Genomic DNA, 25,245 nt, shown 5'->3' with positions numbered 1-25,245 from the left:
GTTGTGTTGTCAGCGTTTTTGTATGTAAGTAATCGCCAGTGCCATCGCGAGCACCAGCCCTTTTATAATGTCCATGGCGTAATACGGCACGGAGAGCATCACCAGCCCGTTCGACAGCACGCCGAGGATCACCGCCCCCACCAGCGTGCCCAGCGCGTTCGGCTTGCCGGACCCGGCCAGCGAGAACCCGATCCACGCCGCCGCCACCGCATCCATCAGGTAGCCGCCCCCCGCATTCACCTGCGATGAACCGATACGCGAAGCCAGCAAAATTCCACCCAGTCCCGCCAGCAGCGAGGCGATCACGTAGGCCGCCACCTTGTAGCGCGTGGTGCGAATGCCGGAAAGGCGCGCGGCTTCCGGGTTGCCGCCAATGGCGTACATCCGGCGTCCGTGGGTGGTCAGCGACAGGCCAAGCTGCGCCAGAATCGTCACCACCAGCATGACGATCACAATGGTCGGCACCTGCCCCAGCAGGCTGAACGCCGCCGGAATGGTCCCTTCCGCCATGTCGCCGCTCGGCAGCACCATGTTCTCGGTAATCGACCCGCCGTAGCTGTAGGTCATCGCCACGCCCTGGATGACAAACAGGCTGGCAAGGGTCGCGAGCATGTCCGGAATGCGCAGGATGACGATCAGAAAGGCGTTAAACAGGCCGACCAGCGTGCAGAGCGCAAGGGTCAGCAGAATCGACTCGGTGGTGCCGAAGCCGTGCCAGACGAAAAGCGAAATCACCAGCGCGTTCGCCAGCGACGCGGTTGACCCCACCGAGAGATCGAACCCGCCGACGGTCAGGGAAATCGAGACGCCGATGGCAATCACCGTCACGATGGCAATCGAGCGCAGAATGTTGATGATGTTGTTCGGATCGAGGAAGCTGTCCGACGCCAGGCCAAACACCGCCACCAGCGCGACGACGGTCAACAGCATGCCCCACCTGTAGAGAAAATCGAAAATCTGCTGACGGCCAGACGCCGCCGCGTTCACTGAAAGGGCCTTGCTCACGACGCCGTTCCTCCGGTTGAATAATAAAGTAGTGTCTCTTCCCGGGCCTCGGCCCCGGCGATTTCCGCCACGATGCGCCCGTCCCACAGTACGCAGATGCGGTCGCACAGCCCGACCAGCTCGGCGAACTCGCCCGAGGCGTAAATGACCCCTTTGCCCTCGCGCGCCAGGCCGTCGATCAGCTGAAACAGATCGGTTTTGGCCTTCACGTCCACGCCTTTGGTCGGCTCGTCGAATATCAGCACGCTGGCGTCATTGCGCAGCCATTTGCCGATGGCGACCTTCTGCTGGTTACCGCCGGAAAGCCGACGCAGCACCTGCCCCGGCCCGCGCGTGCGCACGCCGACGCGGGCAATCACCTCTTCTGCCCAGCGCCACGCCTGACGATGACCAAACAGGCTCCAGCGCGAGAAGCTGTTATCGGCGCACACGGCAAGGTTCATGCTCACCGGCTCGTCGATAAAAATGCCCTCTTTGCGCCGCTCCTCGGGCACCAGCGCCAGACCGCGCAGTACCGAGTCTGCCGGATCGCGCGGTTTCCAGGCCTGATGGTTCAGCTCGCCGCGCGCTACGCGGCTTTTGCTGGCGCCAAACAGCGCCTTGCAGAGTTCCGTTTTCCCCGCCCCCGCCAGCCCGGCAATGCCGAGGATTTCACCTTTGCGCAGGTGCAGGGAGATATCTTTCAGCAGCGCATCGTCGTGCAGCCCTTCCACCCGCAGCAGCGTCTCCTCACCGTGCGGCGGGCGCGGGGGCGGATAGATATCGCTCAGCTCGTGGCCGAGCATCTTCTCAACAATCGCTTCGCCGCTCAGATCCGCCATCGGGCCGGACTCAATCAGCCTGCCGTCGCGCAGCACCGTCAGGGTGTCGCAGATGGCCTTCAGCTCGTGAATGCGGTGAGAGATAAACACCACGCCGATACCCTGCTGTTGCAGACGTCTTACTACCGCAAACAGACGCTCACTCTCGTGCGCGTCCAGCGGCGCGGTGGGCTCATCAAGAATGAGAAAACGGCAGTGGTGCGAGAGCGCCCGCGCCAGCAAAATCTGCTGTTTTTCAGCCAGCGTGCAACTGTCGATGGAGCGGCGTACGTCGAGCGAAACATCCAGCTGCGCCAGCGCCTGCCGCGCCTGCTGACGAACCGCGCGCCAGCTGTAGCGGTGCCCCGGATGCGCCAGCTGGTCGAGCATGATGTTTTCGGCAATGCTTAACCCGGGGATGAGCGCCACATCCACCTCCTGCTGCACAAGGTGGATACCCAGCCGTTTGGCGTCCAGCGGCTCGCGGATACTTACCGGCTGGTTGTTAATGCAGATTTCGCCTTCATAACGATCGTGCGTCCCGCACAGCACCGCCATCAGCGTCGATTTCCCCGCGCCGTTGGCGCCGGTCAGCGCATGCACCGACCCGCCGTTCAGGGTGAAATCCACGCGCGACAGGGCCTGAAAGCCGGAAAAGGCCAGGCTGATACCGCGCATCTCAAGGCGACTGGAAACCATCCGCGTAAATCCTTCATTACTCTTCTGATTTAGCGAATTTTTCACAGCTCCTGTTGACTGACAACGACGTAAAAGGCATAAGATAAAGCAAAATATTATTAGCCATCCGGATGTCCAGACATAACATCGGGTTAGCGCTTGCTAAAAAAGGACAACTTCATGAGCAACACCGATATCCGCGTCGTGCCTGGCCCGGCGAACTACTTCTCTCATCCGGGAAGCCTTGCGCACCTGGATGATTTCTTTACTCCGGAACAGCTTTCCCGCGCGGTGTGGATCTACGGCGAGCGGGCAATCGAGGGCGCACGCCCTTATCTGCCGCAGAGTTTTAACGCGACGGGGGCAAAACATCTGTTGTTTAAGGGCCATTGCAGCGAGCGTGACGTCACTAATCTGGTGAACGAATCGGGAAGTGAAGCCAGCGTGGTGATTGGCGTGGGCGGCGGCGCGGTGATGGATACGGTCAAGGCCGTGGCGCGTCGTCTGGGCGTGCCGTTCGTGGGTATTCCCACTATCGCCGCCACCTGCGCGGCGTGGACACCCCTCTCCGTGTGGTACAACGATGCCGGGCAGGCGCTACAGTTTGAGATTTTTGACGACGCCAACTTTCTGGTACTGGTGGAGCCGCAGATCATCCTTAACTCCCCGGCGGAATATCTGCTGGCGGGCATAGGCGATACGCTGGCGAAGTGGTACGAAGCGGCGGTGCTCGCCCCTCATCCTGAGAGTCTGCCGCTGACCGTGCGTCTTGGCCTGAACGGTGCGCTGGCGATCCGCGACGTACTGCTGGCACGCAGCGAAGAGGCGCTTGCGGATCAGCAGCGCGGCGAACAGACGCAGGCGTTCCGGGACGTGGTGGATGCGATTATTGCCGGAGGCGGAATGGTCGGCGGTCTGGGTGAGCGCTACACCCGCGTGGCGGCGGCGCACGCGGTGCACAACGGCTTAACCGTGCTGCCGCAGACGGAAAAATACCTGCACGGCACCAAGGTGGCCTACGGCATTCTGGTGCAGAGCGCCCTGCTCGGTCAGGACGACGTGCTGGCGCAGCTGGTGGCGGCGTACCAGCGCTTCAATCTGCCGACCACGCTTCGCGAGCTGGACGTCGATATTCACAACCGCGACGAGCTGGATAAGGTCATTGCCCACACCCTGCGCCCGGTGGAGTCGATTCACTATCTGCCGGTGACGTTAACGCCTGAGGTGCTGCGCGCCGCGTTTGAGAAGGTGGAATCCTTCAGCCGTTAATCGCGCCGACGGGCTATACCTAATGATGATTCTCTCCACTCTTGCAACGAGGTCATCATGCAGATCGATTTAACAGGTAAAAAGGCGCTGGTTACTGGCGCCAGTCGTGGGCTGGGGCTGCGGGGCAAATTTCCGGCACCGGTCTGGACGTGGACGTGGACGGCGGTTTGAACGCCTGATCGCATCTTTTTCTGCAAGCCTCTGTCGCCCGGCAGAGGCCTGTTCGAGGCGCCTCGACGATTCGCGTTTTGCCGCTTTCTCGCGGTTTTTCTCCGCTCTACAGTAACCCATAAGAAATTCGGAATTTATCTAATAGTCTTATTATTTCCTTATTTTTTGTGTGGGCGTACAGTGGAGGTACGGATGAAGATTGTCTGGTCAAAGACCGCTGAGAAGCAATTTTCTAAAATCGATACGCGATATCAGAACCGCATTAAATTCAGGCTGGAGAAGATGGATGATAAAACATCACCTGTCGCGGATATCAAGAAATTATCATCTCCCGAAAACCACTACAGGCTGCGATTAGGTGATTACAGGGTAATTTACACCTTCGGGGATCCGCCGGGTGATATCTGCTACGTAGTGGCGGTTAAACGCCGGACAACAACCACCTACCTTCATGAGGAGCATACGGAATATGACTGTTCAGTTCATAAAGGATAAAGAAGGGAAAAAACAGTATGTTGTCATTCCTTATAGTGAATATTTTCGCATGCGTTTAGCCACGCTTGAGTATGACGATGAGGATGAAAGCGACTGGGAAGACATCCCTTATGAATCAGATATCTACGATAACGTAGGTTTACCGGGGGAAGTGTGCGACGTCATGCATAACGAGAACGTCAGCCTACAGGCCGCCTGGCGCATTTTACGCGGCATGTCCCAGCAGGAGGTGGCGGAGAAGCTTGGCATCAGCCAGTCCGCCGTGTCACAGCTGGAAGCGCTGGACTCCCGACCGCAAAAGCGCACCCGCGAAAAGCTGGCGGCAATTTACGGCTGTAAACAGGAGCAGATCAGCCTCTATTTACCAAAAGAGGGTTAACAGCACTTCGCCCCGCCCTTGCCGCCGTAGCGGGCGTCCTGACGGTCGCGGAAAAATTCTTCGTAGGTCATGGGCGTCTGGTCCGGGTGGTTGACGCGCATATGCTCGACGTAGTTGTCGTAATCCGGCACGCCAATCATCATTTTAGCGGCCTGGCCCAGGTATTTACCTGCTTTGGAAAGGGTGTCGAACATAGTTCTGATCTCACAGGAAATGTAGGCCGGGTAAGGCGAAGCCGCCACCCGGCACACGGGTTAATGCGCCCCTTTCGCCTGGGTGACAATCTCGTCCAGGTTCTCAGGCATTGGCTCATACGGCGTCTCTTTCGCCGTCGGTTTGTCGACTTTCAACGCCGCCAGCGCGGTTTTCAGAGAATACAACGCCAGCACCACAACCACCACCATAAAGAAGATGGTCAGCCCGGCGTCCAGACGGTTATTAAACACCAGCTGCGACAGTTGAGATTCGGTGTACTGTGCCGGGATCTTACCGCTGTCGATCATCGCCTGGAACTTGTTGGCGATCGCCAGGAAGCCCACCTTATTGTCCGGGCTGAAGGCTTTCTGCCAGCCCGCGGTCAGGGTACAGATCAGCAGCCACGCCGTTGGCACCAGCGCCACCCATGCGTAACGCTGGCGCTTCATCTTGAACAGAACTACGGCACAGAGCATCAGGGCCATGCCCGCCAGCATCTGGTTGGCGATACCGAACAGCGGCCACAGGGTGTTAATCCCGCCGAGCGGATCGACCACGCCCTGATGCAGGAAGTAGCCCCACGCCAGCACGCACAGCGCCGTCGCCAGCAGGTTAGCCGGGAGTGAATCGGTACGCTTCAGGTTCGGGGAGATCACCCCCAGCAGATCCTGCAACATAAAGCGCGCCGCACGCGTACCGGCATCCACCGCCGTCAGAATAAACAGCGCCTCGAACAGAATGGCGAAGTGATACCAGAACGAGACATCCATCAGCCCGCCCAGCGCGCCGTGCAGAATGTAGGCCATGCCCACCGCCAGCGTTGGCGCCCCGCCTGCGCGGGAGATAATTGACTGCTCGCCGACCTCATTAGCGATATGCGTCAACGTTTCAGGGGTAATCGCAAAGCCCCAGCCGCTGACCACCTGCGCGGCAGAGGCAACCACGTCAACGGTGCCGGCCGGGGCCAGTACCGCCATTGGGCTGTTCATCGCAAAGTAAACGCCCGGGTCAATAATACAGGCCGAAACCAGCGCCATAATCGCCACGAAGGATTCCATCAGCATGCCGCCGTAGCCAATCAGGCAGGCCTGATTTTCATTCGCCAGCATCTTCGGCGTGGTTCCGGAGGCGATCAGCGCGTGGAAGCCCGACACCGCGCCGCAGGCGATGGTGATAAACAGGAACGGGAACAGGTTGCCGGTCCAGACCGGGCCGGTGCCGTCAATAAATTTGGTCAGCGCAGGCATGGTCAGGGTCGGGCGCATAATCAGAATGCCGATCGCCAGCCCGACGATGGTGCCGATTTTCAGGAAGGTGGAGAGGTAGTCACGCGGGGCCAGCAGCAGCCACACCGGCAGCACCGCCGCCACAAAGCCGTAGCCCACCAGCATCCAGGTCAGTTGCACGCCGGTGAAGTCGAAGAACGGCGCCCAGGTCGGGCTTTCCGCTACCCAGCCGCCGGAGATAATGGCAAACACCAGGAACACCAGGCCAATAACTGAAACTTCACCAATGCGCCCCGGACGCAGATAGCGGATATAGATCCCCATAAACAGCGCCAGCGGAATGGTGAAGGCGACGGTATAGGTTCCCCACGGGCTGTGGGTCAAGGCTTTCACCACGATCATCGCCAGCACCGCGAGGATGATCACCATGATCATAAAGGTCGCCACCAGCGCAATAACCCCGGCGGTTGCGCCCATCTCCTCTTTCACCAGCTCACCCAGCGAACGACCGTCGCGGCGGGTGGAGACGAACAGCACCATGAAGTCCTGCACCGCGCCCGCCAGCACCACCCCCGCGAGGATCCAGATCATCCCTGGCAGGTAGCCCATCTGCGCGGCCAGTACCGGCCCCACCAGCGGGCCTGCCCCGGCAATCGCCGCGAAATGGTGACCGAACAGCACTTTTTTATCGGTCGGCACGTAGTCCAGCCCGTCGTTATGACGCACGGCCGGCGTCATGCGCGTGCCGTCTACGCCCAGTACCGTCTTAGCGATATAGCGGCCATAAAAACGGTATGCGATTAGATAAATGCAGACGGAGGCGACGACGATCCACAGCGCGTTGATCTGCTCCCCCCGGTTGAGGGCGATATAGCCCAGGGCAAAGGCTCCCACCACGGAGAGCACCGCCCACGTAAGGTATTTCCCTGAGTTGTTCATAGTTGTTGTCCGTTGTTGTGAAACAGTGAGATGTTACATTTTGTTTCTAGAACAACGGATAAAATTTAACAACTTTGAAACGCAATAATGCGTGGTCAAACCAGAGATTTACACCACAGTGTTAAGCCGATCACTTTCAGCTGAATGACTTACCCCAACACCATCGTACTCAACCGACAGGTACAGCACCGCCGCCCCTGCTCGTCGAACACCACGATCTCCCAGCTCTGGCTGGAACGGCCCAGATGCAGCGGCTGACACACGCCGCGTACCTTACCGTGAGAGACCGCGCGGTGGTGCGTGGCATTCAGTTCCGTGCCCACCACGTTCTGCCCGTCACGGGTCATCAGAAAACCGGCCATTGAGCCCAGCGTTTCCGCCAGCGCCGCCGAGGCGCCGCCATGCAGCAGGCCAAACGGCTGGTGGGTGCGGGCATCCACCGGCATCTCTGCTTCCAGCGTATCGTCCCCGAGGCGGGTATAGACGATGCCAAGGTGCCCCACCATCGTATTCAGGCTGGTGGCGTTCAGCTCCTCGAGCGTTAAATGACGTTTCCAGATCATTACGCCCCCAGCGTGGAGCCGCCGTCCACCACGATATCCTGCAAGGTGATATGGCTGGCGGCATCGGATGCCAGGAACAGCACGGTCGCAGCAATCTCCTGTGGACGGGCAATTTTACCGAGCGGAATGCCGAGCTTGAACTGCTCGCCAAAGCCGCGAATGCGCCGCTGTTCCGCATCATCGCTGGTCCACAGGGTGCGCTGCATGTCGGTATCCGTTGAACCCGGCGACACCAGGTTACAGCGTACGCCGCTGCCCGCCAGTTCCAGCCCGACGGTCAGCGCCAGGCTTTTCAGCGCCGCTTTCGACGCGCCGTAGGCGCTCATGCCGATGCGCGGCGTATGCGCCGCGTCAGAGGCCACCGTCACAATCGCCCCCCCCTGCTGATGACGGAACTGGCCCATCGTCTGCTGGAACAGGTTGAACGCGCCGCCGACGTTGACCGCAAAGGTCTGCTGCCAGTCCTCCTGCGAGAGCTGATCCGTCGCGCCCATACGCAGAATGCCCGCCGCGTTAACCAGCACATCGAGCCGCTCAAGGCTGCTGAGCAAACGCCCGCAGACGTCACTCGCCTGCGCCGCATCCGCCACGTCCAGCGTTTCGGTGGCAAACGGATATTCGCCGTGAGGGAAAGCCAGATCGAACCCGGTCACCTGCGCCCCGGCCTCCACAAATGCCAGCGCGGTCGCATAACCAATGCCCTTACCCGCGCCCGTCACCCAGACCGTTTTACCGGTGAAATCAAAAGCCATCACTTCACCTCGCGGGAGAGCAGCGCCCACCAGGCATCGAGGGTCGGATTTTTTGCCAGCATCACGAAATCAATGTCGCCGTGCACTTTGCGCCAGCGGGCGGCCAGCGCCATCATCCTCACTGAATCCAGACCGTAGTCGATCAGGTTTTCGTCATCCATCGGCTCGTCGGACTCGTCCAGCAGCGGCAGGATCAGCTCACGCAGCGCGGCTTTCGTTGTCGGAACGGACGGCAGCAGCTCGTCGGTCATCACCACGCGGCCCGAACGTCCTGCCACGTATTTCAGCGACATCAGGTGCTCGTCGCGGGTGAAATCCGCCAGCGCGTCGGCGATAAAGAACGGTTTGATGTCGCGCATAAAGGCGTCGGTGGCGGTGGTCATGCAGCCGATGTGGGCGTACACGCCGGTGATCAAAAGCTGGTTGCGCCCGGTCTCTTTAAGCATCTGCTCCAGCGGCGAGCGGTGAAACGCGCTGTAGCGCCACTTCACCAGCACGGTGTCCGCTTCGTCCGGGGTCAGCTCAGCGACGATGCGCTGCTGCTCCGGCGAGCGAGTCAGGCCCGGCCCCCACATATCGTTCAGCAGGGCGCGGTCTTCATCGCTCTGATCTTTCGGCTGCGCGGTGTAGTACACCGGAATATTGTGCTCTTTGCAGTACGCGCGCAGTTTAGCGATGTTCGCCACTACCTGCTGCATCATGTCGCTATTTTCGCCCCAGAAGTTCAGGAAGTACTCCTGCATATCGTGGATCAGCAGCGCGGCGCGCTCCGGTTCAAACGCCCAGTTCACTTTACTGGTCGGCAGTTCGGCGGCGGTTGGCAGCGCGTATGCGGTTAATTTTGGAATGGCCATTCTCTGTTCCTCAGCCCCGGGCGCGTTCAGCAAGCCACAGGCGCAACTGTTTCTTATCAACTTTGCCGACCGGCGTGAGCGGAAGCGCATCCACGCTCTCCACGCGGTCCGGCAGCTTAAATTCGGCGACGCCCTGCTCGCGCAGGAAGCGGCGCACCTCCACCGCGCGCAGGGGCTGTTTCATCACCAGGTACGCGCAGCTTTTTTCGCCCAGCAGGCTGTCTTCCATGCTCACCAGCGCGGCGTGGATCACCGCGTCGTGGCGCAGCAGCAGGTTTTCGATCTCTTCGGCGGCGATCTTCTCGCCACCGCGGTTGATCTGATCTTTCTCGCGCCCCTGCACGGTGATGTAACCCTGCTCATCGATGGCGATCAGATCGCCCGAGCAGTAGAAACCGTTGGCATCAAAGGCGCTGGCGTTGTGTTCCGGGCTATTGAAATAGCCGCGGAAGGTGTAAGGGCCGCGCGTCATCAGACGCCCGACTTCCCCGCGCGGCAGCGGGTTGCCGTCCTCGTCCGCCACCCACACTTCATCGTCCGGGCACATCGGGCGGCCCTGGGTATTGATGATGCGCTCCGGCGCATCGTCGAGGGCGGTGTAGTTCACCAGCCCTTCCGCCATGCCAAACACCTGCTGAAGCTGGCAGCCAATTTCCGCCGGAATACGTGCCGCAAGCGTGGCGGAGAGACGTGCGCCGCCTACCTGGAGCAGTTCAAGGGATTTCAGCTGGGCGTTCCCCGCGCCGTCGGCAATCGCCTGCAACCACAGGCTGACCGCGGGCGGCACCAGTGAGGTGACGTTTATCTGATGCTGCTCAATCAGCGGGAAGCAGAGCGTGGCGCTCGGATCGTTCGCCAGCACCACGCAGCCGCCCGCGGTGAAGACGCCTAACGATCCCGGCGAGCTCATGGCGTAGTTATGCGCCGCGGGAAGCGCGTTCAGATAGCGGGTGTGCGCAGTGATACCGCAGATTTCGTTGCTGCGACGGATGCTGTAGTCGTAGTCGTTGTGCGTACGCGGGATCAGCTTCGGCGTGCCGGTGCTGCCGCCGGAGAGCTGGAAGAACGCCACTTCGTCGGCGGGCGTCGGGTTCGGGATGAAATTGTCCGCCGGGCGTGCAATCGCCGCCTCCAGCGCGTGTTCGCCCTTATCGCCGCGTAGCAGCACAACGCGTACCGAGCGATGCGCATCCACAAAGGTATTGAGAAAATCATCACCCGCGAACAGCGTGTGGTCGCGGTCGGCAATCAGCACGGCGGGTTTGATCTGCTCCGCGTAGGCGTTGAGTTCGCTGCGCTGATGGCTAAAGAGCGCGTTGACCGGTGCGACGCCGATTTGCAGCAGCGCGAAGAAGGTGATGTAGAACTCGGCCACGTTGCCGAGCTGCACCAGCGCGGTCTCGCCGCGATGCAGCCCCTGCGCCTGAAGGACAGACGCCAGATTCGTCACCGCCTGATTAAACGCGCGGTAGGTGATGCGGCGATCGCCGTCAATTATCGCGACCGCATCGTTGTCCGCATGGTCCGTCAGGATGTGGGTCAGCGGCAGATCCTGCCAGTAGCATTTTTCACGGTAGCGGCGGGCAAAATCCTCAGGCCAGCGGGTAAAAGGGATGGTCATGAGTATTCCTTAGTGCAAACCAAACACGTTGAGCATGGTGGAGAGCTTCACGCCCGTCTCGCGCCACTCGCCCACCGGGGAGGAAGCAGGCACAATACCCGCGCCGGCAAACAGGCGAACGGTATTTTGATGCAGCCGCGCGCAGCGGATAGTTACCACCCACTCGCCGTTACCTTCGCTGTCGCACCAGCCGACGATGCCGCCGAACAGCTCACGATCGAACGGCTCCAGCTCGGCAATCAGCTCTTTTGCCGCCTGATGCGGGAAGCCGCTCAGCGCTGGCGTCGGGTGCAGCAGACAGGCCAGCGTCAGGGCGTTCTCGTTTTCACGCGCGTCACCTTCTACCGGCGTCGCCAGATGCCACAGCGTCGGGGTGGTGATGAGCTGCGGGGAAGCCGGCATGGTCAGATGATGGCTGCGCGGTTCCAGAATGGTTTTCATCGCCTGCGTTACCAGGTCGTGCTCGTGACGGTCTTTTTCGGAGGCCAGCAGCTTAGTGCCCGCTTCGCGATCCAGCACATCGTCCGGCTGACGGCGCGCAGAGCCCGCCAGCGGCAGCGAGCTAAAGTGCGCGCCCTCTTTACGCAGCAGCAGTTCCGGGCTGGCGCCCAGCAGCACGCCGCCGTCTTCCAGCGGTACGTGGAAGTTAAAGCTCGCCGGGTTCTGGGCGATAAGACGCTCCATCAGCGCGCTGCTATCAATCTGTTTGTCGGTGGCGATATCAATCAGGCGCGACAGCACCACCTTATTCACCTGCGGCGTGGCGGTGAGCGACGCGGCGCGGGCGACCATCTCCTCGAAAACCGGCTGCGGCGGGATCTCGGTGCGTTGTTGCACATTCAGCGTCTGCGCGCCGGAGGCGTAGCGTGCGGACTGCTGACGCGCCGGGCGAGAGAAGGTTTGCCAGCGTTGCGGAATAAACAGCGATGACGGTTTGCGGGTATCGAAGGGGATCGCCCCTACCATCACCGGATGGGCAATGCCGCTGTTTTTCGCATTCTGGAAAGCCTGAGCTAATTTCTGCTGAAAGGGGCCCGCCGGATCGTCACCGCCGACGGCGGGTTCAGAAAAACGGGCAAAACAGCCTGACGTGGTAAAACTGCGATAGGGCGACATAAAGAAAAAGCTGTCTGATTGCAGCGTGGTCGCGGTGTGCTGAAGGTCCTCAGCCAATGACGTATCCATATCATCCTCCTAAAATGATAAAAGCAGTAATAATGATTATCATTTATATTTTCGTCGGCTAACCTAATCCCACATCGCCCTGGTGTCAACCGCAGAGCAAACAACTTGTGCGACTAACGCTTGCATACCTTCCCCGCAATCATGAAAATGAGAAGCATTAACTTCAACAAAAACAGGATGCCGCTCTGTGAAACTCCCTGCCGTTTGCCGTAATGCCTTTCTTTTAACAGGACTTTTTGTTTTAGGACTAACCTCAGCGACGGCCGCCGACTGGCCGCGTCAGGTCACAGACAGCCGCGGCGTACATACGCTTGAGAGCAAACCGACGCGCATTGTCTCCACCAGCGTGACCCTAACCGGCTCCCTGCTGGCCATTGACGCCCCGGTTATTGCCAGCGGAGCCACCACGCCAAACAACCGCGTGGCGGATGCACAGGGCTTTTTACGTCAGTGGGGCGATATCGCGAAACAGCGTAAGGTTGCCCGGCTGTACATCGGCGAGCCGAGCGCCGAAGCGGTCGCGGCCCAGATGCCGGACCTGATTTTGATCAGCGCCACCGGCGGGGATTCCGCGCTGGCGCTCTACGATCAGCTTTCCGCCATCGCCCCGACGCTTATCATTAACTACGACGACAAAAGCTGGCAGGAACTGCTGACCCAGCTGGGGACGATCACCGGGCAGGAAACACAGGCCGCAGAGCGCATCGCTGCCTTCGATAAACAGCTCGCCCAGGTGAAGCAGCAGATGAAGCTGCCGCCGCAGCCGGTGAACGCCATCGTCTACACCGCCGCGGCGCACACGGCGAACCTGTGGACGACAGACTCGGCTCAGGGCAAGCTGCTGCACCAGCTGGGCTTCACGCTGGCGGCGTTACCTGATGGATTGCACACCTCGCAAAGCCAGGGCAAGCGTCACGACATTATTCAGCTGGGCGGGGAAAACCTGGCGACGGGGCTGAACGGCGAAGGGCTGTTCGTGTTTGCCGGCGACCAGAAAGACGTGGACGCGATTTACGCCAATCCGCTGCTGGCGCATCTGCCGTCGGTCAAGAACAAGCGCGTCTGGGCGCTGGGAACGGAGACGTTCCGCCTGGATTATTACAGCGCGTTGTTGGTGTTGCAGCGTTTGAATTCAATTTTTAAATAAGTGGCACGTTTCCCGTAGGCCCGGTAAGCGCAGCGCCACCGGGCGTTTTGTCGGGTGGCGGCTACGCCTTACCCGACCTACAGGTTCTGCCTGAACCGACGCAACTCCACCAAAACCGCCAATAAAATTACGCCAACCACGGCTAACACAAACCCGCTGCTGCTCGCCGACGCCACCGGGGTCATTATCGCCCCCAGCCCGCCGAGGATCGCTGCGCCAATCGCATCGCCCGTGACGTTCTGCGCCGTCCACAGGCCGTTAATGCGCCCGAGCATCCCTTCCGGCGTCTGGGTCTGGATCAGGGTGTACTGTAAAAGAGAGCTGACCGCGCTCAGCCAGCCAAAAATCACCAGACACATCACCCCCAGCGCCCACACCGGCATCAGGCTGAAGAAACCAATCGCGATAAACGAGGCCAGCGTCGCCACCAGCATGATTAACCCCGGTCTCGCGCTCTGCGCCAGATTTCCGCTGGTCAGCGCCCCGCACGCGGCGCCGAGCGGAATGGCGGCGTACAGCACCCCAATCTCTGAGGCGCTCATCTGCCACTCGCCCGCCAGCGCCGGGTACAACACGCGCACGGCGCTCGCCATCGTCAGCAGGCCGCCGAGCAGCGCAATGCCGCCAATCAGCGGGTTGCTGAACAGAAAACGAATCGCGGCCATCAGGGACTTCAGCGGATGCTCGCGCGGCTGCGGCGGCGGTGGCAGGAGCGGCAGACGCAGCAGCGTCAGGGTGGTGATAAAGGTTCCCGCCGCGGCAAGGCCGTAGTTCCACGCCACGTTGCCGGTCGCCAGCAGCAGGCCGCCGACCATCGGCGAAATCACCGATCCCAGACGCACGGTGAGCATGGTGATCGCCCCCGCCTGCATCAGGTTCTCGCGCCCGACCAGCGCGGGCGTGGCCGCCAGCAGCGCCGTCACGCCTAACGAGGCAAAAAAGCCGTCCCACAGGCCCAGGGCATAAATCGCCATCAGCGACGGCTCCGGCAGCATTGCGTTCAGACACAGCCCGACAAAGCCCACCCCGCAGGTGCCGCGCGCCAGCAGGATCAGTTTTTTACGCTCGTAGCGGTCCGCCAGCACGCCGCCCACCATCAGGCCGATAAACATCGCCCCGCCGGTTAAGGTGACGGATAACCCCACCAGCCAGCTGGAGTGGGTCATGGTCTGGATCTGTACCGGCACGGCGACCCCGAGCAGGCCGAGGGATAAAATGGAGATAAAGCGGGCGATAAAAACCGCTCGAAACGCCGGGTGCGTTTTCAGCAGGCTGAGGTTGAGCAGCCAGGATTTTTGATTCATGACAAGGCCTTGAGGTATCGGTCTACCATTTCCATGGGCGCACATGCTAACATAGCCAAATAAGATAGATAACGATAATTACTATCATTATCACATCATGGACGTTGCTATGTCGTTTTCCTCTTCCGCGGTGCGCGCCGTAGCCGTGCCCGTTTTATTGCTGCTGTTGATCCTTGCGATTGCACTCAGTTTGCTGGTTGGCGCGAAGCCGCTGCCCGCGTCCGTTATTGTCGATGCGCTCTCCGGTACCTGCCAGAGCGCCGACTGCATTATCGTGCTCGACGCCCGCCTGCCCCGCACCCTTGCCGGCCTGCTGGCCGGTGGCGCACTCGGGCTTGCCGGTGCCCTGATGCAAACCCTCACCCGCAACCCGCTGGCGGACCCTGGCATTCTCGGCGTGAACTCTGGTGCCAGTTTCGCCATTGTGCTCGGCGCGGCGCTGTTTGGTTTCACCTCTCCGTCTGAACAGCTGGTGATGGCCTTCTGCGGCGCGCTGGCCGCCTCGCTGGTGGTGGCCTTTACCGGCAGCCAGGGCGGCGGACAGCTCAGCCCGGTACGTCTGACACTGGCGGGCGTGGCGCTCGCGGCGGTGCTGGAAGGCTTATCGAACGGCATCGCCCTGCTCAACCCGGACGTGTATGACCAGCTGCGCTTCTGGCAGGCCGGTTCGCTGGATATCCGTACCCTTGATACCCTGAAAGTGGTGGCATTCCCGGTGTTTATCTCTGCCGCCGTAGCGCTGTGTTTAAGCCGGGCGCTCAACAGCCTGAGCCTCGGCAGCGACACCGCGACCGCCCTCGGCAACCGCGTGGCGCGCACGCAGCTGACGGGCCTGCTTGTCATCACCGTGCTGTGCGGCAGCGCGACCGCCGTCGTCGGGCCGATTGCCTTTATCGGCCTGATGATGCCGCACATGGCGCGCTGGCTGGTGGGGGCGGATCACCGCTGGTCACTGCCGGTCACGCTGCTGGCGACCCCTGCCCTGCTGCTGTTTGCCGACGTACTGGGCCGCCTGCTGGTGCCGGGTGAATTGCGCGTCTCGGTGGTCAGCGCCTTTATCGGCGCGCCGGTGCTGATCTTCCTGGTACGACGCAGACGCGGGGGTGGCGCATGATGGCCCCGTCCCGTCGATTACTCACCAGCGTCGCCCTGCTGGTCGTCGCCAGTCTGCTGCTGGCGGTCTGGAGCCTGCAAAGCGGTGCCGTAACGCTTGATTTCGCGCAGGTCTTTCATGCTCTCACCGGCAGCGCGCCGCGTAACATCACCATGGTGGTCACCGAATGGCGACTGCCGCGCGTGGCGATGGCGATCCTGGTTGGCGCGGCGCTCGGCGTCAGCGGCGCAATATTCCAGTCGCTGATGCGTAACCCCCTCGGCAGCCCGGACGTGATGGGCCTGAATACCGGCGCGTGGAGCGGCGTGCTGGTGGCGATGGTGCTGTTCGGGCAGCATCTCATGGCCATTACCTTTACGGCGATGGCGGGCGGCATTCTCACCTCCCTGCTTATCTGGGCCCTGGCCTGGCGCAACGGCATCGACACCTTCCGCCTGATCATCATCGGGATCGGCATCCGCGCGATGCTGATGGCGTTTAACACCTGGCTTCTGCTACAGGCGTCGCTGGAAACCGCACTCTCCGCCGGGCTGTGGTACGCCGGTTCCCTCAACGGTCTGACGTGGGGAAAAACCTGGCCCGCCGCGCCGCTGATTATCCTGATGTTTATTGGCGCGTTGCTGCTGGTCAGGCGCATGCGCCTGCTGGAGATGGGCGACGACAGCGCCTGCGCGCTGGGCGTGAGCGTAGAGCGCTCGCGCCTGATGCTGATGCTGGTGGCGGTCTTGCTGACCGCAGCGTCTACCGCCATCGCCGGGCCGATCTCGTTTATTGCCCTTGTCGCGCCGCATATCGCGCGGCGACTTAGCGGCACCGCGCGCTGGGGATTAACCCAGGCAGCGCTGTGCGGCGCAGTATTACTGCTGGCCGCCGATCTCTGCGCTCAGCAGCTGTTTACGCCTTATCAACTGCCGGTGGGCGTGGTGACCGTCAGCCTCGGCGGGATTTACCTCATCGTCTTGCTCGTTCAGGAGTCACGCAAGAAATGACAGATTCAACACCCCGCTTGCGCGGCGAAAACTTGACCCTCGGCTACGGTAAAAAAATCATTGCCCGGGACTTATCCGTTGCCATTCCGGACGGCCACTTCACCGCCATCATCGGGCCAAACGGCTGCGGCAAATCGACATTGCTGCGCACGCTGAGCCGCCTGATGTCGCCGGTTGAGGGCAGCGTGTTCCTCGACGGGGAGCAGATCCAGCGCTTCGCCAGCAAAGAGGTGGCGCGCCGAATTGGGCTGCTGGCGCAAAACGCCACCACGCCGGGGGATATTACCGTGCAGGAGCTGGTCTCCCGCGGGCGCTATCCGCACCAGCCGCTGTTTACCCGCTGGCGCAAGGAGGACGACGAGGCCGTGAAGCGCGCGATGCAGGCGACGGGCATCACCGATCTGGCCCAGCAAAGCGTCGATACCCTCTCCGGCGGACAGCGCCAGCGCGCGTGGATCGCGATGGTGCTGGCGCAGGAGACCTCCATCATGCTGCTGGACGAGCCGACGACCTGGCTGGATATCAGCCATCAGATTGACCTGCTGGAGCTGCTGAGAGAGCTGAACCGTACGCAGGGGTACACCCTGGCGGCAGTGCTGCACGACTTAAACCAGGCGTGCCGCTACGCGACGCATCTGATTGCGTTGCGCGACGGCGAGATTGTGGCGCAGGGCGCGCCGAAAGAGATTGTGACGCCGGATCTGATCGCGCGGATCTACGGCATGCGCTGCATGATTATTGAGGATCCGGTGGCGGGTACGCCGTTGGTGGTGCCGTTGGGTCGGCGGTAATTGCCGGGTGGCGGCTACGCCTTACCCGGCCTACATTTCGCTCCCGTAGGCCCGGTAAGCGCAGCGCCACCGGGCATTTGCACTATCCAAAAATTTCCTTCAGTACCGGCCCAATCTTTTCAAACGCCTGCGGTGAAATGATATCCACGTGGGCGCAGTCCTGGCTGTACACCTCCAGCTCATCCACCCACGGCGCCCACGCGGCCTGCGGATCCAGGGTTCGCGTTCGCTCGGCGACAAACAGCGTCGCTTTACCGTCAAACCGCGCGCTGTGCGCCGTGGTGAGCAGCCGCACCGCGTCCGCATAGTTGCCTTCAATGGCGTTAAACAACTCGCTGGAGCCCTGCCCCTGCTGGGCAGCGATAAACGCCTGGCGTTCGCGCTCAATTTCCGCCAGCACCTCCGGATCGAGGCCGTTGGCCTCTTTCTCCGCCCAGTTCTGGGTTTCCGGCGGCCAGGTATCCAGCAGGCCGAGGAACGCTACGTCTTCACCCTGCTCGCGCAGACGCGCCGCAATGCCCTGCGCCAGCGTGCCGCCGAGGGAATAGCCGAACAGATAATACGGCCCCTGCGGCTGTTGCTTACGCAACGTGTTCAGATGATGTTCGATCACCGCATCGAGATCCGCACACTGCTGCATCGGCCCCTCAGGCCGGGGAGACTGAATGCCGACGATTGACCAGCGCGGGCTGAGGTAGCGCGCCAGGACGCTAAACTGCCAGGCAAAGCCGGACGCCGGATGGAAGCAGAACAGCGTCGGGCCGTTGCTTTCACGCAGCGGGAGAACGGTTTCATACCCCAGACGCTGCGCCTGCTCGTCGCTCATCTGCGAGTCCAGCAGGCCGCTAAGCTTACTCACCGTCGAGGCGACCATAACCTGCCCCGGCGTGACCTTGCGGTTAAACGCGCGGCTAAGCTGAGCCGCGAGGCGCATCGCCAGCAGCGAGTGGCCGCCGAGGGCAAAAAAATCGGCTTCGATATCGTTCACCGCGCAGCCCAGCAGGGCAGAAAACGCCTGCGCGACGACGGCTTCGGTTTGCGTCTCCGGCGCGCGGCCGGTGGTTTTACTGGTCAGTTCCGGCAGCGGCAGCGCCTTGCGATCCAGCTTGCCATTGGCGCTGAGCGGCAGCGCGCTGATTTGCAGCAGCACCACCGGCACCATATGCGGCGGCAGCTGGGCTTTGAGTGAGGCAAGCAACGCGTCGCGATCCAGCGGTAAGCCGGATTCAGAGACGACGTAGCCCACCAGCTGGCGGGCATCGCCGCCCATGGCAGCCGCCTGGTTGAACACGCAGGCGTGCGCCACCGCCTGGGCCACATCCGGCAGCGCGAGCATCGCCCGGTCGATTTCGCCCAGCTCGATGCGCTGGCCGCGGATTTTCAGCTGATCGTCGCTGCGGCCCAGATATTCCACCGCGCCGTTGTCCAGCCAGCGGGCAACGTCCCCGGTGCGGTACATTCGCTCGCCGGGGGCAAACGGATCGGCGATAAAGCGGCTGGCGGTAAGGTCGGGGCGTCCCAGATACCCCTGCGCCAGCTGAATGCCGGTGAGATACAGATCCCCCGCCACGCCGAACGGCACCGGGCGCATCATCGCGTCCAGAATGCGCAGCCCCGTATTCCACACCGGGAAGCCGATCGGCACGCTGTTGCCTTCCACCGCCGCCAGCTCGGGGCCAAACGCCGGATACCAGCTCACATCCACCGCCGCTTCGGTTGGGCCATAGAGGTTGTGCAGCGGCGCATGGGTGAGCTGTTCCCACTCGCGACATAGCGCAGTCGGCAGCGCTTCGCCGCTACAGAACACCTGCTTCAGCGTCCTGCAACAGTCGACGTTTTCCGGCGTCAGCGAGGCGACGAACGCCGCCAGCATCGACGGCACGAAGTGGGTGGTGGTTACGCCATATTCTGCGAAGAAGCTCTGCATCGCCTGCGGATCGCGGTGCGCGTCCGGCTCCGCCATCACCAGCTTCGCCCCGGCGATAAACGGCCACCAGAACTCCCACACCGACACGTCAAAGCTGCACGGCGTTTTCTGCGCCACCACGTCATGCGCCGCCAGTGGATAATGATCCTGCATCCATTTCAGGCGGTTAACGATGGCGGTATGGCCGACCATCACCCCTTTTGGACGCCCCGTCGAACCGGAAGTAAAGATGATGTACGCGGTCTGCTCCGGCTTCGCCAGGCGCAGAGGTTCAGCATCGGTGGCCGGTAATAGTGTGTTGTAACTAAAAGTGGCGATCGGCAGATCGTTAAAGCGCGGAAGCTGCTCGTCGGTGGTAATGAGCAGCGACGGCTTCGCGTCCTCCAGCATCATCCGCAGACGGTCATCCGGGTAACCGGTATCCAGCGGCAGCCAGGCGGCGCCAGCTTCAACAATCCCGTGCAGCGCCAGGGTCAGGAACACCGAGCGCGGGAGCGCCACCGCCACGCTGTCGCCCGGCTTCACGCCGTGCGCGCGCAGCAGGTTTGCCAGCGCGACCACCTGCTCGCGCATCTGGCGGTAGTTCAGTTCAGTATGGGCATCCGCCAGCGCGGGGGCGTCCGGCGTTTTGCTCGCCTGCTCCGCGACCAGATCTGCCAGCGTGGTGGACGGCAGCGCCAGCCCGGTATCGTTGATGCGCGCCAGCCGGGCGTATTCCTGCTCTGATACGGTTTCCACGTCGCCACAGCTCAGGTCCGGATTGGCGGCAAACTGCGTCAGCATTGCGTTCAGGCGCGCCGCGTGTCCCTTCAGCGTCGCCTCGTCGTAACGCTGCCCGTTGGCGAGGATCTCAATGTTCAGTCCACCCTGCTCGTCCGGGAACAGCGCCAGCTCCAGATCGTTCACCGGGCCGGTTGCCAGCGTATGGGTGATGGCTTCCACGCCATCGATATCCAGCTGATAATCGAACACCTTAACGTTCAGCACCGGACCAAAAAGGGCTTCGTCGCCTGCGGCACGTCCGCTGTCGCGCACGATCTGCTCGGCGTCGTAACGCTGATGGCGGCGCATCTTTTTCAGCTGGTTCGCCAGGCGCAGCGCCAGTTCCGGCAGGCTCTCCTGCGGGCGAATATTCACCGCCAGCGGCAGGACGTTGAGCACCGGTCCGGTCGCGGTCAGCGCGGCGGAGCCCATGCGGCGCATAAAGATAAACCCGGCGGCGTAGTCCAGCCGTCCGGTCAGGCGGCCCAGCCACAGCGCCACCAGCGCAAGGGCCAGATCGGTACGCTGCGCCTGGCCTGCCATCTGTGCAAGCTGGCTGAACGCACGGCCGTCCATCGCAATTTTCAGGCGCAGGATATCGGTGGTGGCGGCGCGTCCCGGCAGCGGCGCGGAAGAGAGCGAGACCGGAGAAGGAAGCTGTTTGCGTTGTTCGGCCCAGAAAGCACCGTCGCGCTGATACGCCTCGCTGTCGCGATAGCGCTGATACTCCTCCACCACCTCGGCGAACGGGGTGAACGGCGAGGCCGGCGTGGATTCACCTTTCTGCCACGCAGCGTAAATGGCGGTGATCTGACGGGTAATAGCAGGGAAGCTGAAGCCATCTACCACCAGATGATGATACCGCTGATACCAGTACCAGTGGCTTTCTCCCACCTGAATCAGCTGGTGAAACGCCAGCGGCTGACCGCTGTCGACGCGCAGGTTCTGGTTGAGATCGGCCTCCATCAGCGCCACGGCGGCGTCGTGGGAGTCAACGCGCACGATGGACGGCTCCGGCAGGAGCATGGCCTCATCGATCCACTGCCACACCTCACCGTTATCTTCGGCAAAACGCATCCGCAGGGTGTCGGCCTGCATCATGCCTTCAGCGATGGCTTTTGCCAGCAATGGCGCATCGATAGCGCCTTTCAGCTCGGTGTAGTGCGCGACGCTCCAGGCGTTTGGCAGGGAGGAAAGCTGCTCTGCCATCCAGATCCCGGGCTGGGCGGCGACAAGAGGGAGACGGTTCATGCGCGCTCCCCCGCAAAACATGACGGCTCAGGCGTCTGCCACTGTTCCGCCAGCCACTGCTGGCACGCCTCCTGAGATTGCGGTTCGCAGACCACGCGCCAGCCCGCGGGCAACTCGCACTGCTGCGGCCACAGGCTGTACTGCCCCTGGTCATTTTGCAAAATGGCGAACTGTCCCTGCGGATTATCGAAAGGATTGCTGAATTCCATACAGACTCCGTTATTGAATAAGCGGCTGCCAGAGGGTCATCAGCCCCTGCGTCAGCCCACCGCGCCAGCAAAGCGCATCGTGTCCGCCGTCAACCTGACGCCAGAAAACCGGTTGCTGAGTGTGTAGTTCGGCGAGGATCGCCTGGTTTGCGCGCAAAATAAGCGGCTCGTTGCGCCCGGCCTCAAGGACGATGCGCAGCCCGCCAGCGGTTTTGTCACCCGCTTTGAGTTGTTCGATGAGCAGCCCGTCCTGCTGCGCGCCGCGGTGCGGCCACCAGTAGGATCCGGACTGGCTGAGGATGCAGCCAAAACGCTGCGGCCAGTTGAGGCCCGCATAGAGGGAAGAGAGCCCGCCGAAGCTCTGACCCGCCACCACGGTATGGTCGGCGCGGTCGCTGAACGGGGCCATGTTTTTCACCTGCGGGAGAAGTTCGTCCTGCACCGCCAGCCAGAAATCAGGGTTACACGGCAGCTCGCGGCTGCGGTGTGCGGTGTCAATCACGTCGATTAAGACATAGACCGCAGGCGGCAGTTTGCCTTCATGGGTGAGCGACGCCAGCGCAGGCCAGACGGGCATGCTTTCGGCCCAGAACTGCCCGTCGAGCAGCACCGCCAGCGGGCGCTCGGGGCTTTCATCCCCGGTGGTAAAAACCCACACGCGGCGACGGTTCTTCAGACGCGCGCTGTGCCACTCAATGCAGACAGGCTTTTTGTAAGGGGTATCGGGATGGTTCCAGCCGGGCTGTACGGGCGCCTCCGGCATCTCCAGCGCCGAGACGGCGTGCCCGCGCCCGCCGCGCCAGCTCTGGGCATTCAGCGGGTCGGACACCGCGTGCGGCAATAGTTTGCGCCAGCCTTCGCGCAGCGCCATGCGGTCCGGCTGATCGCCTTCAAACACTGCGCTGGCAAAATCGTTTTCATTGTCGGAGGGGATAAAACAGTAGCTGCCGCGCCATTCGGGGCTGAACTCGCCCTGCCACTGCCAGACGTCGGTATCCGGGATACGTTCAAGGGACTGCGGACGGGCATTTTGATGGTGATCGGTCACACCGGTGACGTAGAGCCAGACGCGTTTAACCGTCGACGTTTTCTGCGTTCCCGCCGGGTCCCGCCACCAGAATGTCACGCGATAGTTTTCCTGATGACGTTCCCGTTCCGGCCCGTCTTTCGCCTGCCACCACGCTTCACTTCCGGTTGTTAACGCCGTCACCCTTATAACCCCATGTTTAACAGTCTTTTTTGTTTCAGAGCAAATTTTATTGATAATATTATTGATAACTATTTGCATTTGCAATAGCGTAATGCCCGCGCTGTGGGAAGCGCGCTCATTAAATAACCATAAAAGCGGGACGTACAATGAATAAGAAGATTCACTCTCTGGCCTTGCTGGTCAATTTAGGGATTTATGGTGTCGCGCTGCCCGTCATGGCAGACGACAACACCGCCTCCGCGCAGCATGAAGACACCATGGTGATCACCGCCGCCGAGCAGAATTTGCAGGCGCCGGGCGTGTCGACAATCACCGCCGACGAGATCCGCAAAAACCCGCCCGCGCGGGACGTGGCGGAAATCATCCGCACCATGCCGGGCGTTAACCTGACCGGCAACTCCACCAGCGGCCAGCGCGGGAATAACCGTCAGATTGACATTCGCGGCATGGGCCCGGAAAACACCCTGATCCTGATCGACGGCAAGCCGGTCACCAGCCGCAACTCCATCCGTCTGGGCTGGCGCGGCGAGCGTGATACCCGCGGCGATACCGGCTGGGTCCCGCCGGAGATGATCGAGCGCATCGAAGTGATCCGTGGCCCGGCTGCTGCCCGCTACGGTAACGGCGCGGCGGGCGGCGTGGTGAACATCATCACCAAAAAATTTGACGACCAGTGGCACGGCTCCTGGAACACCTACCTGAATGCGCCAGAGCATAAAGACGAAGGTTCCACCAAACGCACTAACTTCAGCCTGAGCGGCCCGCTGGGCGGGGATTTCAGCTTCCGCATGTACGGTAACCTGGATAAAACTCAGGCCGACGCCTGGGACATTAACCAGGGCCATCAGTCTGACCGTACCGGCACATATGCCGACACGCTGCCGGCAGGCCGTGAAGGGGTCGAGAATAAAGACATCAACGGCGTGGTGCGCTGGGACTTTGCGCCTATGCAGTCCCTGGAGTTTGAGGCGGGATACAGCCGCCAGAACAACCTTTACGCGGGCGATACCCAGAATACCAACAACGACAACAGCTCCAGCGGGCTGGTGAAGAAGAACTACGGTAAAGAGACTAACCGTATCTATCGTCAGAACTTCGCCGTGACCTGGAACGGCGGCTGGGATAACGGCATTACCACCAGCAACTGGGCGCAGTACGAGCACACCCGCAACTCACGTCTGGGCGAAGGCCTGGCGGGCGGTCTGGAAGGCCTGTTCAACAGCAATAAATTCACCGATACCGACCTGGCCGACGTGATGCTGCACAGCGAAATCAACCTGCCGATTGATTTCATTGTGAATCAAAACCTGACGCTCGGCACCGAGTGGAACCAGCAGCGCATGAAGGACTCGACCTCCTTCACGCAAACCCAGCAGGGCGGCACTATTCCGGGCATGAGCGAAGACCGTAGCCCGTACACTTCAGCGGAGATCTTCTCCCTGTTTGCCGAAAACAACATGGAGCTGACCGACAGCACCATGCTGACCCCTGCCCTGCGCTTCGACCACCACACCATTGTGGGTAATAACTGGAGCCCGTCCCTGAACCTGTCGCAGGGTCTGGGGGATGACTTCACCCTGAAGATGGGCATCGCGCGCGCCTATAAAGCGCCAAGCCTGTATCAGACCAACCCGAACTACCTGCTGTACAGTAAAGGCCAGGGCTGCTACGCCAGTTCCGACGGCGTGGGCTGCTACATGATGGGTAACGACGATCTGAAAGCGGAGACCAGCATCAACAAAGAGATTGGTCTGGAGTGGAAACGCGATGGCTGGCTGGCGGGTGTGACCTGGTTCCGCAACGACTACCGCAACAAGATTGAAGCGGGCTACGCGCCGATTGGCCAGACGTCCACCGGCAAAGTCACCACCGATATCTACCAGTGGGAAAACGTGCCGAAGGCGGTAGTAGAAGGTCTGGAAGGCTCCCTGAACGTGCCGGTCAGCGACACCATCAACTGGACCAACAACATCACCTACATGCTGCAAAGCAAGAACAAGGAGACCGGCGATCGTCTGTCGATCATCCCGGAGTATACGCTGAACTCTACCCTGAGCTGGCAGGTACGTCAGGATGTCTCATTGCAGTCGACCTTCACCTGGTATGGCAAGCAGCAGCCGAAGAAGTACAACTACAAAGGTCAGCCGGTGACCGGGTCTGAGAAAGACGAAGTCAGCCCGTACAGCATCGTTGGCCTGAGCGCGACCTGGGACGTGACCAAAAACGTCAGCCTGACCGGCGGCGTGGACAACGTCTTCGACAAGCGCCAGTGGCGTGCGGGTAACGCCCAGACCACGGGTAATACCACCACCGGCGCGTATATGTACGGTGCGGGCGCGTATACGTATAATGAACCGGGCCGTACCTGGTATATGAGCGTGAATACGCGTTTTTAAGGCACTGAAGTCA

General features: G+C 61.4%; 21 protein-coding genes. 8 read left to right on the top strand and 13 right to left on the bottom strand.

The features are described from left to right. Positions 1–9: 9 nt before the first annotated feature. Entirely contained in the window at positions 10–1,005 is a 996-nt protein-coding gene (locus tag L463_RS12595) for an ABC transporter permease (protein WP_032103096.1), read from the bottom strand. Further along, positions 1,002–2,504 (bottom strand): sugar ABC transporter ATP-binding protein, encoded by a 1,503-nt coding sequence (locus L463_RS12600; RefSeq protein WP_023296101.1) that lies wholly within the window; start codon positions 2,502–2,504, stop codon positions 1,002–1,004. The genes L463_RS12595 and L463_RS12600 overlap by 4 nt, the downstream gene beginning before the upstream one ends. Before the next feature lie 159 nt (positions 2,505–2,663). Here L463_RS12600 and L463_RS12605 point away from each other — a divergent pair, with 159 nt between their 5' ends. The 3 genes from L463_RS12605 to L463_RS12615 all read left to right on the top strand — a co-directional run bounded on the left by L463_RS12605 (position 2,664) and on the right by L463_RS12615 (position 4,797). Further along, complete coding sequence (locus tag L463_RS12605) at positions 2,664–3,752, top strand: oxidoreductase (protein ID WP_032103094.1); 1,089 nt, start codon at positions 2,664–2,666, stop codon at positions 3,750–3,752. Between the two features lie 363 nt (positions 3,753–4,115). After that, the gene (locus L463_RS12610) at positions 4,116–4,418 is read left to right on the top strand and encodes a type II toxin-antitoxin system RelE family toxin (protein WP_015571170.1); all 303 of its coding nucleotides are present in this window, start codon (positions 4,116–4,118) and stop codon (positions 4,416–4,418) included. Next, positions 4,393–4,797, top strand: coding sequence for a helix-turn-helix domain-containing protein (locus tag L463_RS12615; RefSeq protein ID WP_017694334.1), 405 nt, complete (start codon positions 4,393–4,395; stop codon positions 4,795–4,797). Before L463_RS12610 ends, L463_RS12615 begins: the two co-directional genes overlap by 26 nt. Here L463_RS12615 and L463_RS12620 read toward each other — a convergent pair. The 7 genes from L463_RS12620 to entC form a co-directional block, all read right to left on the bottom strand. Then, entirely contained in the window at positions 4,794–4,991 is a 198-nt protein-coding gene (locus L463_RS12620; protein ID WP_006809671.1) for a YbdD/YjiX family protein, read from the bottom strand. The genes L463_RS12615 and L463_RS12620 overlap by 4 nt on opposite strands. Positions 4,992–5,051: 60 nt before the next feature. Beyond that, positions 5,052–7,157 (bottom strand): pyruvate/proton symporter CstA, encoded by a 2,106-nt coding sequence (gene cstA / locus L463_RS12625; protein WP_015571172.1) that lies wholly within the window; start codon positions 7,155–7,157, stop codon positions 5,052–5,054. Positions 7,158–7,306: 149 nt separating this feature from the next. Next, positions 7,307–7,720, bottom strand: a complete 414-nt coding sequence (gene entH / locus L463_RS12630; RefSeq protein ID WP_015571173.1) for a proofreading thioesterase EntH — start codon at positions 7,718–7,720, stop codon at positions 7,307–7,309. Then, a complete protein-coding gene (gene entA, locus L463_RS12635; RefSeq protein WP_015571174.1) occupies positions 7,720–8,472 on the bottom strand; it encodes a 2,3-dihydro-2,3-dihydroxybenzoate dehydrogenase EntA in 753 nt (250 codons plus the stop codon). Before entA ends, entH begins: the two co-directional genes overlap by 1 nt. Beyond that, complete coding sequence (locus L463_RS12640) at positions 8,472–9,326, bottom strand: isochorismatase (protein ID WP_015571175.1); 855 nt, start codon at positions 9,324–9,326, stop codon at positions 8,472–8,474. Before L463_RS12640 ends, entA begins: the two co-directional genes overlap by 1 nt. 10 nt (positions 9,327–9,336) lie before the next feature. Then, positions 9,337–10,947, bottom strand: coding sequence for a (2,3-dihydroxybenzoyl)adenylate synthase EntE (entE, locus tag L463_RS12645; protein ID WP_032103093.1), 1,611 nt, complete (start codon positions 10,945–10,947; stop codon positions 9,337–9,339). A gap of 9 nt (positions 10,948–10,956) precedes the next feature. After that, a complete protein-coding gene (gene entC / locus L463_RS12650) occupies positions 10,957–12,132 on the bottom strand; it encodes an isochorismate synthase EntC (protein WP_017382512.1) in 1,176 nt (391 codons plus the stop codon). 187 nt (positions 12,133–12,319) lie between these two features. Here entC and fepB point away from each other — a divergent pair, with 187 nt between their 5' ends. Then, the gene (fepB, locus tag L463_RS12655) at positions 12,320–13,279 is read left to right on the top strand and encodes a Fe2+-enterobactin ABC transporter substrate-binding protein (RefSeq protein WP_032103091.1); all 960 of its coding nucleotides are present in this window, start codon (positions 12,320–12,322) and stop codon (positions 13,277–13,279) included. Between the two features lie 77 nt (positions 13,280–13,356). On the opposite strand, the gene entS is transcribed toward fepB, so the two are convergent. Then, the gene (gene entS / locus L463_RS12660; protein ID WP_017382514.1) at positions 13,357–14,583 is read right to left on the bottom strand and encodes an enterobactin transporter EntS; all 1,227 of its coding nucleotides are present in this window, start codon (positions 14,581–14,583) and stop codon (positions 13,357–13,359) included. A gap of 109 nt (positions 14,584–14,692) precedes the next feature. Between entS and fepD the strand changes: the two genes are divergently transcribed. From fepD to fepC, 3 genes are read left to right on the top strand one after another with little or no spacing between them, the layout of a single operon-like run. After that, positions 14,693–15,697 carry a Fe(3+)-siderophore ABC transporter permease gene (gene fepD / locus L463_RS12665; RefSeq protein WP_017382515.1) on the top strand — a complete coding sequence of 335 codons (1,005 nt, stop codon included), beginning with the start codon at positions 14,693–14,695 and terminating at the stop codon, positions 15,695–15,697. Continuing rightward, on the top strand, positions 15,697–16,686 hold the full coding sequence (gene fepG, locus L463_RS12670; RefSeq protein WP_072203935.1) for an iron-enterobactin ABC transporter permease: 990 nt from the start codon (positions 15,697–15,699) through the stop codon (positions 16,684–16,686). The genes fepD and fepG overlap by 1 nt, the downstream gene beginning before the upstream one ends. After that, positions 16,683–17,477, top strand: a complete 795-nt coding sequence (gene fepC / locus L463_RS12675; RefSeq protein ID WP_032103089.1) for an iron-enterobactin ABC transporter ATP-binding protein — start codon at positions 16,683–16,685, stop codon at positions 17,475–17,477. The genes fepG and fepC overlap by 4 nt, the downstream gene beginning before the upstream one ends. A gap of 82 nt (positions 17,478–17,559) precedes the next feature. On the opposite strand, the gene entF is transcribed toward fepC, so the two are convergent. The 3 genes from entF to fes are packed head-to-tail and all read right to left on the bottom strand — an operon-like array spanning position 17,560 to position 22,836. Continuing rightward, positions 17,560–21,417: an enterobactin non-ribosomal peptide synthetase EntF gene (gene entF, locus L463_RS12680; protein WP_032103088.1), complete on the bottom strand. Its 3,858-nt coding sequence runs from the start codon at positions 21,415–21,417 to the stop codon at positions 17,560–17,562. After that, positions 21,414–21,626, bottom strand: coding sequence for an MbtH family protein (locus L463_RS12685; protein WP_032673161.1), 213 nt, complete (start codon positions 21,624–21,626; stop codon positions 21,414–21,416). The genes entF and L463_RS12685 overlap by 4 nt, the downstream gene beginning before the upstream one ends. Before the next feature lie 10 nt (positions 21,627–21,636). Beyond that, positions 21,637–22,836: an enterochelin esterase gene (fes, locus tag L463_RS12690; protein WP_032103086.1), complete on the bottom strand. Its 1,200-nt coding sequence runs from the start codon at positions 22,834–22,836 to the stop codon at positions 21,637–21,639. Between the two features lie 146 nt (positions 22,837–22,982). Between fes and L463_RS12695 the strand changes: the two genes are divergently transcribed. Next, positions 22,983–25,232: a TonB-dependent siderophore receptor gene (locus L463_RS12695; RefSeq protein ID WP_032620108.1), complete on the top strand. Its 2,250-nt coding sequence runs from the start codon at positions 22,983–22,985 to the stop codon at positions 25,230–25,232. Positions 25,233–25,245 lie beyond the last annotated feature (13 nt).

The organism is Enterobacter sp. BIDMC 27, assembly GCF_000534415.1.
GTDB lineage: Bacteria > Pseudomonadota > Gammaproteobacteria > Enterobacterales > Enterobacteriaceae > Enterobacter > Enterobacter hormaechei_C.
The sequence above is the reverse complement of the archived record's forward strand: the minus strand, read 5'-3'. Positions and strand labels throughout refer to the sequence as shown.

What these genes read in the sequence shown, in the direction of transcription:
- entE (WP_032103093.1), bottom strand. Translation starts at nt 10,947, where the DNA reads ATGACCATCCCTTTTACCCGCTGGCCTGAGGATTTTGCCCGCCGCTAC.
- fepD (WP_017382515.1), top strand. Translation starts at nt 14,693, where the DNA reads ATGTCGTTTTCCTCTTCCGCGGTGCGCGCCGTAGCCGTGCCCGTTTTA.
- fepC (WP_032103089.1), top strand. Translation starts at nt 16,683, where the DNA reads ATGACAGATTCAACACCCCGCTTGCGCGGCGAAAACTTGACCCTCGGC.
- entA (WP_015571174.1), bottom strand. Translation starts at nt 8,472, where the DNA reads ATGGCTTTTGATTTCACCGGTAAAACGGTCTGGGTGACGGGCGCGGGT.
- entF (WP_032103088.1), bottom strand. Translation starts at nt 21,417, where the DNA reads ATGAACCGTCTCCCTCTTGTCGCCGCCCAGCCCGGGATCTGGATGGCA.
- L463_RS12615 (WP_017694334.1), top strand. Translation starts at nt 4,393, where the DNA reads ATGACTGTTCAGTTCATAAAGGATAAAGAAGGGAAAAAACAGTATGTT.
- L463_RS12640 (WP_015571175.1), bottom strand. Translation starts at nt 9,326, where the DNA reads ATGGCCATTCCAAAATTAACCGCATACGCGCTGCCAACCGCCGCCGAA.
- L463_RS12695 (WP_032620108.1), top strand. Translation starts at nt 22,983, where the DNA reads ATGAATAAGAAGATTCACTCTCTGGCCTTGCTGGTCAATTTAGGGATT.
- L463_RS12610 (WP_015571170.1), top strand. Translation starts at nt 4,116, where the DNA reads ATGAAGATTGTCTGGTCAAAGACCGCTGAGAAGCAATTTTCTAAAATC.
- entS (WP_017382514.1), bottom strand. Translation starts at nt 14,583, where the DNA reads ATGAATCAAAAATCCTGGCTGCTCAACCTCAGCCTGCTGAAAACGCAC.
- entC (WP_017382512.1), bottom strand. Translation starts at nt 12,132, where the DNA reads ATGGATACGTCATTGGCTGAGGACCTTCAGCACACCGCGACCACGCTG.
- L463_RS12605 (WP_032103094.1), top strand. Translation starts at nt 2,664, where the DNA reads ATGAGCAACACCGATATCCGCGTCGTGCCTGGCCCGGCGAACTACTTC.
- L463_RS12600 (WP_023296101.1), bottom strand. Translation starts at nt 2,504, where the DNA reads ATGGTTTCCAGTCGCCTTGAGATGCGCGGTATCAGCCTGGCCTTTTCC.
- fepG (WP_072203935.1), top strand. Translation starts at nt 15,697, where the DNA reads ATGGCCCCGTCCCGTCGATTACTCACCAGCGTCGCCCTGCTGGTCGTC.
- L463_RS12620 (WP_006809671.1), bottom strand. Translation starts at nt 4,991, where the DNA reads ATGTTCGACACCCTTTCCAAAGCAGGTAAATACCTGGGCCAGGCCGCT.
- cstA (WP_015571172.1), bottom strand. Translation starts at nt 7,157, where the DNA reads ATGAACAACTCAGGGAAATACCTTACGTGGGCGGTGCTCTCCGTGGTG.
- L463_RS12685 (WP_032673161.1), bottom strand. Translation starts at nt 21,626, where the DNA reads ATGGAATTCAGCAATCCTTTCGATAATCCGCAGGGACAGTTCGCCATT.
- entH (WP_015571173.1), bottom strand. Translation starts at nt 7,720, where the DNA reads ATGATCTGGAAACGTCATTTAACGCTCGAGGAGCTGAACGCCACCAGC.